Source organism: Vibrio sp. M260112, assembly GCF_036533775.1.
GTDB lineage: Bacteria > Pseudomonadota > Gammaproteobacteria > Enterobacterales > Vibrionaceae > Vibrio.
Genome location: NZ_JATABH010000042.1, coordinates 1 through 15289, shown reverse-complemented (window position 1 = coordinate 15289; position 15289 = coordinate 1). Strand labels below are relative to the sequence as shown.

General features: G+C 45.6%; 14 protein-coding genes and 7 tRNA genes. 13 read left to right on the top strand and 8 right to left on the bottom strand.

From position 1 onward, the window contains the following. Positions 1 to 191 precede the first annotated feature (191 nt). On the top strand, positions 192 to 1436 hold the full coding sequence (locus QTN95_RS15790) for a uracil-xanthine permease family protein (RefSeq protein ID WP_269376214.1): 1245 nt from the start codon (positions 192 to 194) through the stop codon (positions 1434 to 1436). Positions 1437 to 1587: 151 nt separating this feature from the next. Here the strand turns inward: QTN95_RS15790 and ybaK are convergent, their stop codons facing one another. From ybaK to hemA, 8 genes are all read right to left on the bottom strand, one after another. Continuing rightward, complete coding sequence (gene ybaK / locus QTN95_RS15785) at positions 1588 to 2061, bottom strand: Cys-tRNA(Pro) deacylase (protein ID WP_331418108.1); 474 nt, start codon at positions 2059 to 2061, stop codon at positions 1588 to 1590. A gap of 87 nt (positions 2062 to 2148) precedes the next feature. Then, entirely contained in the window at positions 2149 to 3810 is a 1662-nt protein-coding gene (gene ushA, locus QTN95_RS15780; protein WP_331418107.1) for a bifunctional UDP-sugar hydrolase/5'-nucleotidase UshA, read from the bottom strand. A gap of 386 nt (positions 3811 to 4196) precedes the next feature. Continuing rightward, a complete protein-coding gene (kdsA, locus tag QTN95_RS15775) occupies positions 4197 to 5048 on the bottom strand; it encodes a 3-deoxy-8-phosphooctulonate synthase (RefSeq protein WP_269376217.1) in 852 nt (283 codons plus the stop codon). 45 nt (positions 5049 to 5093) lie between these two features. Further along, entirely contained in the window at positions 5094 to 5903 is an 810-nt protein-coding gene (locus tag QTN95_RS15770) for a SirB1 family protein (RefSeq protein ID WP_331418124.1), read from the bottom strand. A gap of 35 nt (positions 5904 to 5938) precedes the next feature. Then, a complete protein-coding gene (locus QTN95_RS15765) occupies positions 5939 to 6322 on the bottom strand; it encodes a SirB2 family protein (protein ID WP_269376219.1) in 384 nt (127 codons plus the stop codon). A gap of 12 nt (positions 6323 to 6334) precedes the next feature. Next, the gene (gene prmC, locus QTN95_RS15760; protein WP_331418105.1) at positions 6335 to 7195 is read right to left on the bottom strand and encodes a peptide chain release factor N(5)-glutamine methyltransferase; all 861 of its coding nucleotides are present in this window, start codon (positions 7193 to 7195) and stop codon (positions 6335 to 6337) included. Positions 7196 to 7199: 4 nt separating this feature from the next. Then, on the bottom strand, positions 7200 to 8288 hold the full coding sequence (prfA, locus tag QTN95_RS15755) for a peptide chain release factor 1 (protein ID WP_331418104.1): 1089 nt from the start codon (positions 8286 to 8288) through the stop codon (positions 7200 to 7202). A gap of 47 nt (positions 8289 to 8335) precedes the next feature. After that, complete coding sequence (gene hemA / locus QTN95_RS15750; protein WP_331418103.1) at positions 8336 to 9592, bottom strand: glutamyl-tRNA reductase; 1257 nt, start codon at positions 9590 to 9592, stop codon at positions 8336 to 8338. Between the two features lie 160 nt (positions 9593 to 9752). On the opposite strand from hemA, the gene lolB reads away from it, so the two are divergent. The 12 genes from lolB to QTN95_RS15690 all read left to right on the top strand — a co-directional run bounded on the left by lolB (position 9753) and on the right by QTN95_RS15690 (position 15228). Further along, positions 9753 to 10367, top strand: coding sequence for a lipoprotein insertase outer membrane protein LolB (lolB, locus tag QTN95_RS15745; RefSeq protein ID WP_331418102.1), 615 nt, complete (start codon positions 9753 to 9755; stop codon positions 10365 to 10367). Then, positions 10364 to 11236, top strand: a complete 873-nt coding sequence (gene ispE, locus QTN95_RS15740; protein WP_331418101.1) for a 4-(cytidine 5'-diphospho)-2-C-methyl-D-erythritol kinase — start codon at positions 10364 to 10366, stop codon at positions 11234 to 11236. Before lolB ends, ispE begins: the two co-directional genes overlap by 4 nt. A gap of 29 nt (positions 11237 to 11265) precedes the next feature. Further along, positions 11266 to 12210, top strand: coding sequence for a ribose-phosphate pyrophosphokinase (locus QTN95_RS15735; protein WP_138973101.1), 945 nt, complete (start codon positions 11266 to 11268; stop codon positions 12208 to 12210). A gap of 139 nt (positions 12211 to 12349) precedes the next feature. After that, positions 12350 to 12940 (top strand): aminoacyl-tRNA hydrolase, encoded by a 591-nt coding sequence (pth, locus tag QTN95_RS15730; RefSeq protein WP_138973102.1) that lies wholly within the window; start codon positions 12350 to 12352, stop codon positions 12938 to 12940. A 10-nt stretch (positions 12941 to 12950) separates the two neighbouring features. After that, positions 12951 to 14042 (top strand): redox-regulated ATPase YchF, encoded by a 1092-nt coding sequence (gene ychF, locus QTN95_RS15725; protein WP_269376226.1) that lies wholly within the window; start codon positions 12951 to 12953, stop codon positions 14040 to 14042. A gap of 268 nt (positions 14043 to 14310) precedes the next feature. Continuing rightward, positions 14311 to 14387 (top strand) — tRNA-Met (locus tag QTN95_RS15720). A 39-nt stretch (positions 14388 to 14426) separates the two neighbouring features. Further along, positions 14427 to 14511: transfer RNA gene (locus QTN95_RS15715), tRNA-Leu, on the top strand. Between the two features lie 29 nt (positions 14512 to 14540). Beyond that, positions 14541 to 14615 (top strand) — tRNA-Gln (locus QTN95_RS15710). 78 nt (positions 14616 to 14693) lie between these two features. Next, positions 14694 to 14770, top strand: a tRNA-Met gene (locus QTN95_RS15705). Between the two features lie 53 nt (positions 14771 to 14823). After that, positions 14824 to 14908: transfer RNA gene (locus tag QTN95_RS15700), tRNA-Leu, on the top strand. A 29-nt stretch (positions 14909 to 14937) separates the two neighbouring features. Next, positions 14938 to 15012 (top strand) — tRNA-Gln (locus QTN95_RS15695). 131 nt (positions 15013 to 15143) lie between these two features. Beyond that, positions 15144 to 15228: transfer RNA gene (locus QTN95_RS15690), tRNA-Leu, on the top strand. The last annotated feature ends 61 nt before the right edge of the window (positions 15229 to 15289 follow it).

Below are 15289 nucleotides of genomic sequence, written 5' to 3'. Positions count from 1 at the left end.
AAAGGTCTAGGATATCGTCGTCAAACTCGACTTTCTCGTTTGAATACATAGTGGCCATCTATGAGTAATTCGCAAAATATTTGATCGAGTTCAGATTGCAAACGTTTGGCATAATGCTAAAATCCCGCGAATTTTATTTTTGTCGAGTGATTTACATTACTCGTCGCTTCGCTACTTAAAGGAATGACAACATGAAAAATGCCATTCAAGGCGTTCAAATGCTCTTCGTCGCGTTTGGTGCTCTGGTTCTCGTACCACTACTGACAGGCTTAGATCCAAGTGTCGCACTGTTCGGTGCCGGTGTCGGTACCCTACTTTTCCAAATGATTACTCGCCGTAGCGTTCCTATTTTCTTAGCCTCTTCTTTTGCTTTTATTGCGCCTATTCTTTACGGTGTTCAAGCATGGGGCGTTCCAGCAACCATGGGTGGCCTAATGGCTGCTGGCTGTGTGTATGTGGCGATGGGTGCTTTGATTAAAGTTCGTGGTGTTGAAATCATCCATAAGCTTTTACCACCCGTTGTTGTCGGTCCTGTGATCATGGTTATTGGCCTTGGTCTAGCGCCTGTAGCAGTGAATATGGCACTAGGTAAAGTGGACGGTGCTCAAGTGATTGATGCGAACGCTTCACTGGTTATCTCGGTGGCTTCACTCCTTACAACTATCGCTCTAAGCGTTTTCGCTAAAGGCTTTTTAAAGCTGACTCCTATCTTAGGCGGTATCGTTGTAGGTTACTGTTTGAGTCTCGGCTACGGTATTGTTGATTTTACTCCTGTTCATCAGGCAGCTTGGTTCGCACTACCTAACTTCACTTTCCCTGAGTTCAACATTAACGCTATCCTATTTATGATTCCTGTTGCCATTGCCCCTGCGGTAGAGCACGTGGGTGACATGCTAGCAATCTCAAATGTGACTGGTAAAAACTACGTCAAGAAACCAGGTCTACACCGTACAATTACTGGTGACGGTATTGCGACGATTGCCGCCTCTATGGTTGGCGCTCCACCAAATACAACCTACTCAGAAGTCACTGGCGCCGTCATGCTGACTAAAGCATTCAATCCAGTGATAATGACTTGGGCTGCAATTGCAGCGATCGTTTTGGCATTGGTTGGTAAGTTGGGCGCGGTTCTACAAACTATCCCTATGCCAGTAATGGGCGGCATCATGATTCTGCTGTTTGGCTCAATTGCTACTGTCGGCTTGAATACACTAATCAAAAACAATGTTGACCTACATAAATCACGTAACCTAGTCATCGTCGCCATCACTTTAGTGTTTGGTATTGGCGGTATGGCTTTCGGTGTTGGCGAATTTAGCCTTCAGGGTGTGAGCCTATGTGGTATCGTTGCGATTCTTCTTAACCTATTGCTACCAAAAGATCTTGGCGAAAACCATGTTGTGGATAACGCCCAGATGGAAGAAGAAGTGAAATAGACTCAAGAGTCGAGAGTTAAAAAAATTGAGAGGGTTGGCGTTTTGCGCCAACCCTTTTATTTAGATGGACGATTATTTTATCCTGTCAGCACAAGAGCTGCTGGCCATTTTTGCAGTCACAACGGCAGACCTTCGCCTCACGACCAACTTACTAAATACATAACTCAACAAACTGAGCACGAGTCAGCATCGCCAAATCACGGGGAGCCAACTCTATTTCCAAGCCGCGCTTACCAGCACTGACACACATGGTCTCTTGCTCTTCAGCACTAACATGAATAAACGTTGGTAGAGCTTTCTTTTGCCCCAACGGACTGATCCCCCCCACCACATAGCCAGTCGTTTTCTGAGCAATGTCTGGATCGGCCATATCCGCTTTTTTCGCTTTCGCCGCTTTGGCTGCCAACTTTAGATTAAGTTTTTGATCGACAGGGATAATTGCTACAGCCAAATTCTTAACTTCACCGTTGAGGCTAAATAGTAGTGTCTTAAAAACTTTGGCTGGGTCTTGGCCTAGCACTTCCGCAGCCTCTAGGCCGTAGCTATCAGCTCGAGGGTCATGTTCATATTGATGAATGGTGTGAGCCACCTTTTTCTTTTTCGCGAGATTGATTGCAGGAGTCATACTCCCTCCTGTTCTGGTATAGAAACAAAAAGCGCCACTCCGAAGAGTGGCGCTTTAGATTAAAGATAATAATCCGTTGTCGTCAACTTACTTGTAAACGATCTCACCTGATGGTGCGTATTTGTTTACGTCTACAGGGCTGTTTGCTTGTAGGTACTCTTTTAGTACTTCAGCGTCAACGAAACCTGTGTTTACGTAACCTGGGTGATCACTCACTTTAGGGTAACCATCACCACCAGCTGCGTTATAGCTTGGTACTGTAAAGCGGTAAGTTTCATCTAGACGAAGCTGTTTGCCGCCGATAAATACGTTAGAAACTTCACCGTTTGCCACTGTCATTGAGATACCCGCAAACTGAGCGTATGCACCAGAATCCACAGGTTTAGTTGCTACTACGTTTAGGTAGTCCAGCACTTCTTGACCAGACATATCTGTGTAAGTCAGGATGTTAGCAAATGGCTGTACAGTGAGTACATCTTTGTAAGTCACGTCGCCTGCTTCGATTGAGTCACGAACACCACCAGAGTTCATCACTGCGAAGTCCGCTTTAGCACGCTCCATGTGAGCAGTTGCAATGAGACGACCTAGGTTAGTTTGCTGGAAGCGAACTACGTTACGGTCACCTTCAAGCTTACCGTTTGTCTCAGCGATCTTAACGTTTAGCTGAGCTTGGCCTTGCTCTTGGTATGGACGTAGGAAATCAAGAAGCGCTTGATCTTGCGCGATTTCATCTTCGATAAAGACGCGTTCTTTCTTACCGTCAATTTCAACTTTCTTCTTCAGGTTAACTGGGATTAGATCGTAGCTCACCATTTGAAGCTCACCGTTACGGAATTCGTAATCAGCACGACCTACGTATTTACCCCACTCGTGAGCCTGAACAATGTAAGTACCGTTTTGCATGTCTGGCTTACATTCGTCAGAAGGTTTGAAGTTTTTCTTCACAACGTTTGGCGCTTCCATACATACTGGCTCTTGCGAGTGACCACCAACGATCATGTCTAGAGAACCTTCGTCTAGGTAGCGAGCTAGCGCAACGTCACCCGGTGCGTTTACGCCACGTTTGCCATCTTCATAGTGACCCATGTGAGTAACAGCGAAGATCAGATCTGGTTTCTCAGTTTTCTCAAGTTCAGCGATCAGTTTCTTCGCTTCTTCTTTTGGATCGCGGAAATCGATGCCACCAATAAATTCTGGATTACCGATTTTTGCAGTGTCTTCAGTAGTTAGACCAATAACAGCAATCTTGATGCCTTGCTTGTTGAACATCTGGTAAGCCTGGAACATACGTTCGCCAGTCTTTTTGTCGTAGATGTTCGCTGAAAGCATTGGGAAATTCGCCCACTCTTTCTGCTTGAATAGCACCTCTAATGGGTTATCGAACTCGTGGTTACCTAGTGCCATAGCATCGTAACCAATTTTGCTCATACCTTTGAAATCTGGTTCCGCATCTTGTAGATCAGACTCTGGCACACCCGTGTTAATATCACCACCAGATAGAAGTAGCGAGCTACCGCCTTCAGCTGCGATTTCAGCGCGAAGTTCGTCAATAAGAGTCTTACGAGCAGCCATACCGTACTCACCATATTTGTTCTGCCAGAAACGACCGTGGTGGTCATTCGTGTGAAGAACTGTCAGCTTATACGTTTTATCTGCTTCCCACTCGTGTTGTGGTGCTGTTGCACAACCAGCTAGAGTTGCCAGAATTGCTGCGCTAATTGCGCTTTTTACGATCAGGCCTTGCTTCATTGTCATACCTTTTGAACTTTTTGGGTTTCCACTGCTTTTTATTACTGCTCTGTATGAATAGACAGACTTGAAGATTAAAGTGCTGAAAGAGCAGTAAAACTTGAACTAGTTTAAATTAACCACACTTACCTGACAGCCTGATTTCATATTTATGTAGGATAGATCACCATAATCCGCTATCGAATGTGTAACAAATCATCAAAGTTGCATTTGATTTATCAAATGATCACAAGCAATCGTTTGTCTGTGAGATAAGCCCCGTACTTGCAATGGTGTGACGGTTAGCGTTTACTCAACACATAGTGAAAACATGATCAATAATCCTATGCTTTTGAGATAAAAAAAGGCTGGTTCAACAACCAGCCTTTACAAAAAACTTCACCGACTTATTTAATATCGATGTGCTCAAAACCTTTGATTAGGTCATCCAATGCTTTCATCTGAGCAAGGAAAGGTTCTAGCTTGTCGAGTGGCAATGCCGACGGACCATCACAACGCGCTTTTTCTGGATTTGGGTGTGCTTCGATAAACAGACCTGCGATACCTGTCGCCAGACCTGCTTTAGCCAGTTCAACCGTTTGTTCACGACGACCGCCTGATGCAGCACCAGAAGGGTCACGCATCTGCAATGAGTGAGTCACATCAAAGATGATTGGGCTACCATTTGATGCCTGTTTCATCACTCCGAAACCTAGCATATCAACCACAAGGTTGTCGTAACCGTGGCAAGAGCCGCGCTCACATAGAATGACATTGTTGTTGCCACACTCTGCAAACTTTTCAACGATGTTACCTACCTGACCAGGGCTCATAAATTGTGGTTTCTTAACGTTGATGACCGCGCCTGTTTTCGCCATCGCTTCAACTAGGTCGGTCTGACGTGCAAGAAACGCTGGCAACTGGATAACGTCAACCACATCCGCAACAGGCTGAGCTTGTGCTTCAGTATGAACATCAGTAATGATCTTAACGCCAAAAGTGTCTTTCAACTCTTGGAAGATTTTCATCCCTTCTTCAAGACCAGGACCACGGTATGAGTGTACCGAGCTGCGATTTGCTTTATCGAATGATGCTTTAAATACGTATGGAATGCCTAATTTCTCAGTTACCTTTACGTAGTGTTCACAAATCTGCATCGCTAGATCGCGTGACTCAAGAACGTTCATGCCTGCAAACAGCGTAAACGGCTTGTCGTTTGCTACTGGAATGTCACCTACGTGAACAATTTTCTGTTCCATTTTATTCTCTCTATTTCGATATCTGCCAACGGCTAAACATTGGACTTAATGTAAGGTCACCTGAGTTTCACTCATGGCGTAAACTTGATTCTTCAACAATTCAGCCCCCGGATCATCAGGACACTGGTCGATAAAATACTGATAGTCATTCAACGCGATTTGATGGCAGTCAAGCTGCTGATATATAAAGCCACGATCGCGAATCTCATAGGGATCATCGGGCGCGAATGTCAGCGCTAGATCGGTACACTTCAATGCCAGAGTATAGCGCTCTTCGCGCAACAGAGCACTTTTCAGCAAGGCTAACCAGCGGCCAATAATCGTTGGGTTGTCAGTCTCTTTTAAATGTTTTGTCTCTAGCTTCGCCAATGGTCCTTTGTGACCAATAAGCCAAGCACCCAAGGTGTGTTCAGAAACATACTCGCCATTAAACGGATTAACGTATAACGGCTTTTCGTTATACCACTCTAATTTGAGTAGGAACTGAGTCGGGAAAGTGACCCCTACTAAAGGAAAACCCAGCTTTCTCGCAAGGTACAGCAAAATCGCCCCCAGGCTGACTGGAATTCCTTTACGACTTTGCAGGACTTTATCGATAAAGCCATTGTCTGAATGAAAATAGCTCTCTCTATCGCCGCGAAACTCCCACTGATAGTAGAAGAGTCGCAACAAGGCGTCAAAACGCTGCTTGTCATCAAATTCATGGACAAGTGCAATTTCGGCTTCTTGCACCAAACGATTGAGCTCTGCTTTCGACCACTGAACATCAGTCTGAGGATTGATCGCTTCATTGAGTACTAATGCGCCTTCAACCAGCTCCATCGCATCAAAGTCTTCATCAAACAATTCAAACATATCGGTTGTCATAACTATATCAACCTAAATAACCATTAACCAAAGAACAGAGGTGTTTTAGTTACCGCGACTTTGCCAGCCATCGCTAACCAACCTAAAGCACCGAAGAATGAAAATGTTCTTAGCAACTTGTTTTTACCGAGTTTTAGAGCAAAAAAGCCCAGTGCGATGTAAGCGAGTACACACGTAATTTTTTCTGTCAGCCAAGCAGATTCAGGTGTAAACGGGATAAAACCCGTGATCATAATCAGGCCGATACCTGATAGCAGTAAACAGGTGTCGTTGATGTGTGGAAATACCTTAAAGAACTTCTTCTCTAACAGGTTTGAATTCGCCATCATCATCGCAAATCGAACCGACAGAAGCGTCGCACTAATAACAATCGTTAACAGGTGGAAATGCTTTAAACCTTCGTACATTGATAATCTCTCTTACTTCACTGATGAGAACTGACCGATCGTTACTCGATCGTTGTCACCATAGTCCTTGTAGGTAGCCACTTGGTCGTAGCCAAGTGATATTAGTAATTCCCGTACAGCCTCGCCTTGTTCGAAACCATGTTCAAACATCAGCCAACCTTGTTCGGCTAGGTAGTCACGCGCTTTAGTTGCGATGTGCTTGATATCGGCCAACCCTTTCTCTTCTGCCACCAGCGCACTAAGTGGTTCGAAACGCACATCTCCCTGAGTTAGATGTGGGTCTTCTTTCTCTATATAAGGTGGGTTGGACACAATCAAAGCAAACTCTGTACCAGTCGGAATCGGATCAAACCAGCTACCAGCCATAAAGCGCGTGTTAGATATGTTGAGTGCATCAGCATTTGATTGAGCCAATTGCTGAGCCTCTGGTTTTAAATCGACGCCCCACACTTGTCGCTTAGGCAGTTCAGAGGCAAGTGCAAGCGCTATCGCTCCGGTTCCAGTCCCTAAGTCCAAGATATCTCCTTGACTATTAAAGGCTTTATCCAGTGCAATTTCAACCAGTCGTTCAGTATCCGGTCTTGGGATTAAAGTACTTGGCGAGACCTTTAGTAGCAATGACCAAAACTCACGTTCACCCACAATGTACGCGACTGGTTCACCCGCAAGCCTACGTCCCAGCAAAATTTGAAACGCCGTCAGGTCTGACGAGGATAAGATTTTATCCGGCCATGTAAGTAAGAAGGAGCGCGGTTTGTCGAGAGCGTGGCAAAGAAGCACCGCGGCATCAAGAGAGGGCGAATCACTGCCACTCTCTTGAAGTTGCTGTACGGCCTTTTTTAGTGTGCGTTCAACACTGTTATCAGCCGACATAGAATTAGTTGTTCTCAGCCAATGCAGCAAGTTGGTCTGCTTGGTGTTCCTGAATCACAGGATCAATCAGACTTGCAAGATCGCCTTCCATCACTTCATTGAGACGGTAGATAGTCAGGTTGATACGGTGGTCTGAAACACGACCTTGTGGGTAGTTGTAGGTACGAATACGGTCACTACGATCACCTGAACCTAGTAGGTTACGGCGCGTATCAGAAACTTCTGCGGCACGTTTTGCTTCTTCAGCCTGAATAATACGTGCAGCCAGAACGGCCATTGCTTTCGCTTTATTCTTGTGCTGAGAACGCTCGTCCTGACACTCAACCACTGTACCTGTTGGTAAGTGAGTGATACGGATTGCTGAGTCCGTGGTGTTAACGTGCTGACCACCCGCGCCCGATGCACGGAAAGTATCGATTTTCAGATCCGCCGCTTTAATTTCTGGAATTTCAGCTTCTGGAACTTCAGCCATGACGGCAACGGTACATGCCGAAGTATGTACACGCCCTTGCGATTCTGTTGCAGGAACACGTTGAACACGGTGACCGCCCGACTCAAACTTTAGTACCCCATATGCACCATCACCAGACACTCTAGCGATCATCTCTTTGTAACCGCCATGCTCCGCTTCGTTTGAAGACATAACTTCAACACGCCAGCCTTTTTTCTCTGCAAACTTGCTGTACATACGGAAAAGGTCACCAGCGAAAATACCCGCTTCATCGCCACCCGCACCAGCGCGAATTTCTAAGAAACAGTTACGATCGTCGTTTGGATCTTTAGGAAGAAGAAGGATCTGTAGCTCATCGCTCAGACGTTCAATCGCCCTTTTCGCTTCTTTAATCTCTTCCTGCGCCATTTCGCGCATCTCTTCGTCGTCTTCATTCGCCATCTCTTCAGCAGCAACGAGATCTTCTTGAGCTTGCTGATAAGCTTGGAAACACTTAGTGACTTCCTCTAGTTGAGAGTACTCCTTTGACAACGCACGGAATTTATCTTGGTTACCGATCACATCAGGATCGCCCAAAAGATGTTGAACTTCTTCGTAACGCTCAACCAGTGTTTCTAACTTAGTTAAAATAGAGGCTTTCATAGTTTTCTTTAACTCGGGGGTTTAATGAAGTCTGACACTCGTAATGATTACGATTTCTCTAGACCTAAACTTTGTCTAATGGTAGCAAGCCGTGCAGGCTCACCCTTCTCTGCGGCACTTTGTAAGGCGCGAGTAGGCGCATGAATTAATCTGTTCGTCAGTTTGTTGCTGAGTTCAAGCAAGACTTTCTCAGCATCAGTACCCGCCGCAAGAGACTGTAGGCTTTTGCTCAGGAGCTCTTCGCGAATTTCATTGGCGGTTTGACGATATTCTCGAATACTGTCTACAGCCTGAAGAGAGCGCATCCATGACATAAACGCCGCGCTTTCTTCACTGACGATCGCTTCCGCTTGAATCGCTTCAATCTTGCGTTGTTCAATATTACTATCAACAATAGACTGCAAATCATCTACTGTGTACAGGTAGGCGTCATTCAAATCACCCACTTGTGACTCAATATCACGTGGCACGGCAATATCAACCAAAAGCATGGGTTGGAAACGGCGAGATTTTAACGCGCTTTCTACCATACCTTTACCTATGATAGGCAAAGGGCTCGCAGTAGAACTGATCACGATATCTGCTCGTGATAGATGTTCGGGAATCTCAGGCAAGCCAATAATCTCTGCCCCAAACTGCTCAGCCAACGACAATGCGCGCTCTTTGGTTCGGTTAGCAACAATCATCTTAGTACAGCCATTGCCAGCAAGATGCTTAGCGACCAACTCGATGGTCTCACCCGCACCAACCAACAACACTGTCGACTTTTCTAACGATTCAAAAATATGTTTCGCAAGTGTACAAGCTGCATATGCGACGGAAACGGCATTGCCACCGATATCCGTTTCAGTCCTCACGCGTTTCGCTACCGAAAAAGCCTTCTGGAATAATTTTTCCATCGACGAATCAACCGCTTTGTTGTCACGCGAATCTGAATACGCTTGCTTAACTTGACCCAATATCTGAGGTTCACCCAACACCAGTGAATCCAACCCGCACGAAACTCGCATTAAATGACGTATTGCGGCTTGTTCCTCATGAATGTAGAGACTGGGTTTTAGATCTTCAGGGCTAACCTGATGGAATTGCGACAACCAATCGATAATCTTGCTTTTACCACCACCTTTTACATCGCAATAGATTTCGGTGCGATTACAGGTAGAAATGATGACGCTGCCATTCACAGCAGGGTTATGACCAAGCTGTTGTAATGCTTCAGGTAACTTATCCGGACCAAAAGCGACTTTTTCACGCAGTTCGACTGAGGCCGTATTGTGGTTGATACCTATAGCAAGCAAAGACATGTATCTTGGATTCTCTGATTCAGATATGGACAAATAAGGTCGGAATTTTACTTGATGCCCCCGTTTATTGAAAGGGGAATAAGGATATGTTTTCTTGAGTTCGTGATTTCAGTGATATAGTGAGGCCTAACTTTGGGCAAAACTGGATAAATAATCAGCAATGACGAAACATTTTCGCTCTCTTGTTATTCTACTTGCAGGCTTATTTTTGCTTAATGGCTGTGCCACCATAGAGAGCACAACGAACGTAGAGTGGCAAACTCATCAGCAAAGATTGGCATCAATCGACGCTTATCAATCTACGGGCAAACTGGGCTATATTTCTCCCGAACAAAGACAATCACTCAATTTCCAATGGTCATACTCCGCCGATTTGACCCAATTGAGGTTAACCACTTTTCTTGGTCAAACCGCTCTCAACCTAAAAGCCACTCCGCAAGGCGCTACCGTTGAGACCTATGATGACCAACGCTATTCAGCTCCGACATCTCAAGCACTGATTCAACGCTTGACTGGCTTAAATATCCCGGTCGAACAGCTCAATGACTGGATGCTGGGTCGCCCCACTCAAGCTGACGATTATCAATTAAGTGAGACCAATACTCTCGCCCGCCTAACCAAACAAGTGGGTCTACAAACTTGGCAACTCGACTATCTCACGTATCAGGATGTCCAATACGGGGGAACGGCGTTACCGCTGCCGAAAAAAATCAAACTCACACAGGGCAACATCTCTATTAACCTGTTTATTTCCAACTGGAACCTCAGCGAATGATCACGGAAACCACTCATTGGCCTTCTCCGGCAAAGCTTAACCTTTTTCTTTATATCACTGGTCGTCGTGACAACGGTTACCATGAACTGCAAACCCTGTTTCAGTTTCTCGATCATGGCGACGATCTAACCATTACCGCCAATGACTCTGGTGAAATCACCCTCTCACCAGAGATCCCGGGCGTACCTCTGCATGACAACTTGATCTGGAAAGCCGTAACAGCCTTACAATTAAAGTCAGGCTGTCGCTATGGAGCTCATATTGAGCTGAACAAAGTGCTGCCTATGGGCGGTGGTATCGGTGGTGGTTCATCGAACGCAGCCAGCACGTTAGTGGCGCTGAACTTTTTGTGGCAAACCAACTTATCTGATGATGAACTTGCTGAAATTGGACTGAAGCTCGGTGCCGATGTGCCAGTCTTTACTCGCGGGTTTGCCGCGTTTGCAGAAGGTGTCGGTGAGCGACTGACCAAGGCAGAGCCAGAAGAAAAATGGTACTTAGTGGTAAGGCCAAATGTATCGATTGCGACAGTCGACATTTTCACTCATCCGCAACTGACAAGAAACACACCAAAACGTGAGCTGGCAACACTTCTTGACAGCCATTACGAAAACGATTGCGAAAAAATTGTTCGAATGCTGTACCAAGAGGTTGATAAGCAACTTTCATGGCTGCTACAATACGCGCCGTCGCGACTTACAGGGACAGGATCATGCGTTTTTGCCGAGTTTTCGAGCAAAAATGAGGCAGAAGCTGTTCTTGATAAACTCCCAGACACCGTCTCTACTTTTATTGCTAAAGGCAAGAATCTTTCTCCTTTGCACGAGACGCTGGCTAAGTATCACTTAGCCCACAAACAATCTATTTAAAAACTGGACGCAACCCTGAGGTTTCCACCGTGCCTGATATGAAGCTATTTGCTGGTAACGCTACACCTGAACTAGCCCAACGTATTGCTGATCGTCTATACATCTCTCTTGGTGATGCAACTGTTTCTCGTTTTTCTGATGGCGAAGTCGCTGTTCAAATTAACGAAAACGTTCGTGGTAGTGATGTTTTCATCATTCAATCGACTTGCGCACCAACTAACGACAACCTAATGGAACTTGTAGTGATGATTGATGCAATGCGCCGCGCTTCAGCGGGCCGTATTACAGCAGTTATCCCTTACTTTGGTTACGCTCGCCAAGACCGTCGTGTACGTTCTGCTCGTGTGCCAATCACTGCTAAAGTTGTTGCAGATTTCCTTTCTAACGTTGGTGTTGACCGCGTTCTTACGATTGACCTTCACGCAGAGCAAATTCAAGGCTTCTTCGATGTACCTGTAGACAACATCTTCGGTACTCCAGTTCTTCTTGAAGATATGCAAGCACGTGGCCTAGAAAACCCAGTTGTGGTTTCTCCAGACCTAGGTGGTGTTGTTCGTGCACGTGCAACCGCTAAAGCGCTTGGTGATATCGATATCGCTATCGTTGATAAGCGTCGCCCTCGCGCTAACGTATCAGAAGTAATGAACCTAATCGGTGATGTTGAAGGTCGTGACTGTGTTATCGTTGACGACATGATCGATACAGGTGGCACACTATGTAAAGCAGCTGAAGCGCTTAAAGAGCGCGGTGCTAAGCGTGTATTCGCTTACGCAACGCATGCTGTATTCTCTGGTAACGCTGCACACAACATTGGCAACTCAGTACTAGACCAAGTTATCGTAACTGACTCTATTACTATGTCTAAAGAGATGGAAGCAACTGGCAAGGTAACAACACTAAGCCTTTCTCGCATGCTAGCTGAAGCGATTCGTCGCATCAGCAATGAAGAGTCAATCTCAGCCATGTTCAACTAATCGAACCTTCGATTAATCAGTTTTAAAAGCACCCCTCTCTGGGGTGTTTTTTTATTCCCCCTATATCCTCATCTCGCCCGTCGGCAGATTTATATGCTATGATACTGCGCTTTTTGAGATTCCAAGAGAGATCCTAGCCTTGAGTCAACCTATCAAACTTCTTGTCGGCCTTGCCAATCCGGGGCCTGAATACGCTAAAACTCGTCACAATGCGGGTGCGTGGGTAGTAGAAGAGCTCGCACGTATTCATAACGTGACGCTGAAAAATGAAGCTAAGTTTTTTGGCCTTAGTGGGCGTATTATGGTTAACGGTCAGGATCTCCGCTTACTCATCCCAACGACTTTTATGAACCTTTCAGGTAAATCAATTGCTGCGGTAGCGAAATTCTACCAAATTAAACCTGAAGAGATCATGGTCGCACACGATGAATTGGATTTACCTCCAGGCGTCGCTAAATTTAAGAAAGGCGGTGGTCACGGTGGTCACAACGGCCTACGCGATACCATCAGCAGACTTGGGAACTGCAAAGATTTCTATCGTCTAAGGATCGGTATTGGTCATCCTGGACATAAAGACAAAGTTGCCGGCTATGTATTAGGCAAAGCACCGGCAAAAGAACAAGAGCTTCTTGATGCAGCGGCAGATGAATCTGTTCGCTGTCTGGACATTCTGATTAAGGATGGCCTTTCAAAAGCACAAAACCGTTTACACACGTTCAAAGCTGAATAAGGTTACTATCATGGGTTTTAAATGTGGCATCGTTGGCCTACCAAACGTTGGTAAATCAACACTGTTCAACGCACTCACTAAAGCTGGCATCGAAGCGGCTAACTTTCCGTTCTGTACCATCGAGCCAAACACAGGTGTTGTACCTGTGCCAGATCTACGTCTAGATGCACTAGCAAAGATCGTTAACCCACAAAGAGTACTGCCGACAACAATGGAATTTGTTGATATCGCAGGCCTTGTAGCGGGTGCCTCTCGCGGCGAAGGTCTAGGAAACAAATTCCTAGCAAACATCCGTGAAACTGACGCGATTGGCCACGTTGTGCGCTGTTTTGAAAACGAAAACATCGTTCACGTTGCTGGCAAAGTATCACCAATCGAAGATATCGAAGTGATCAACTTAGAGCTTGCAATGGCAGACTTAGATTCATGTGAACGCGCAATTCAACGTAATGCTAAGAAAGCAAAAGGCGGCGATAAAGACGCAAAATTCGAACTGACTGTTCTTGAAAAGCTACTACCTGTACTGTCTGAAGGCGGTATGGCACGTACTGTTGAGTTATCAAAAGAAGAACTAGCCGCTGTTGGTTACCTAAACTTCCTGACTCTAAAACCAACCATGTACATCGCCAACGTGAATGAAGATGGTTTTGAGAACAACCCGTATCTAGATGCTGTTCGTGAATACGCAGAAAAAGAGAACAACGCAGTAGTTGCTGTGTGTGCGGCAATTGAGTCTGAGCTTTCTGAGCTTGAAGACGAAGACCGTGAAGAGTTCCTTGCAGATATGGGCATTGAAGAACCAGGTCTTAACCGCGTGATCCGTTCAGGTTACGAACTACTGACTCTTCATACTTACTTCACTGCCGGTGTTAAAGAAGTTCGTGCTTGGACTATCCCTGTAGGTGCAACAGCGCCTCAAGCCGCAGGTAAGATCCACACTGATTTTGAAAAAGGTTTCATTCGTGCCGAAGTTGTTGGTTATGATGACTTCATCCAGTTCAATGGCGAAAGTGGCGCTAAAGACGCAGGTAAATGGCGTTTGGAAGGTAAAGAATACATCGTTAAAGATGGCGACGTTGTTCACTTCCGTTTCAACGTTTAATTTCTATCCAAGTCTTTGACTTTAAAAGCTAGCACAATTGCTGGCTTTTTTACTGCCGCAACCAGCAGAAATAAATAAAACCCACAATCTAATGTCATTTTGTTATCAGTTTTCGATCATTAACACGCCTCTTTGTTTAAAAAGAAACCGAACAGTTGATTTCTAGGGATTTATTCAAAAAAACTATTGACGACTTTGCCTCAACTTCGCATAATGCGCGCCGTTCCCGACGATAAGGTAACGAGTCGAAAAGAACGAAACATGGTATGGCTACGTAGCTCAGCTGGTTAGAGCACATCACTCATAATGATGGGGTCACAGGTTCGAATCCCGTCGTAGCCACCATTCCTAAGCGTTTTTAAACGAAAGCTTTTAGGAAAAGATGCGGAAATGGCGGAATTGGTAGACGCACCAGATTTAGGTTCTGGCGCCGCAAGGTGTGAGAGTTCAAGTCTCTCTTTCCGCACCATGTTTTATGGTTTGTCAAACCATGTCTGCAGGTCTATCGCCAAGCGGTAAGGCAGCGGCTTTTGATGCCGCCATTCCCTGGTTCGAATCCAGGTAGACCTGCCACTATTTGTAGTGCTAAGCCTAATTAAAAAAGGGCTTGTCTCTAAGAGCTAGAGAGTTTATATTGTCTCGCTCACGAGTGGCTACGTAGCTCAGCTGGTTAGAGCACATCACTCATAATGATGGGGTCACAGGTTCGAATCCCGTCGTAGCCACCATATACAACGTTATCTTGATTTTACCAATTATCAAGATGACTACAGAATACGATGCGGAAATGGCGGAATTGGTAGACGCACCAGATTTAGGTTCTGGCGCCGCAAGGTGTGAGAGTTCAAGTCTCTCTTTCCGCACCACTCTTTAAGCCTCTCTTTGAGAGCACTGCAGGTCTATCGCCAAGCGGTAAGGCAGCGGCTTTTGATGCCGCCATTCCCTGGTTCGAATCCAGGTAGACCTGCCATTATTTATCGGTTCACTAGATAAGCATCATTTGATGCCCCCATCTATTGTCCCTGGCTCGGCTCTCAGTAGCCTGACATATACAATGTTATCTTGATTTTACCAATTATCAGGATGACTACAGAATACGATGCGGAAATGGCGGAATTGGTAGACGCACCAGATTTAGGTTCTGGCGCCGCAAGGTGTGAGAGTTCAAGTCTCTCTTTCCGCACCATTCTTTAAGTCTCTCTTTGAGAGCACTGCAGGTCTATCGCCAAGCGGTAAGGCAGCGGCTT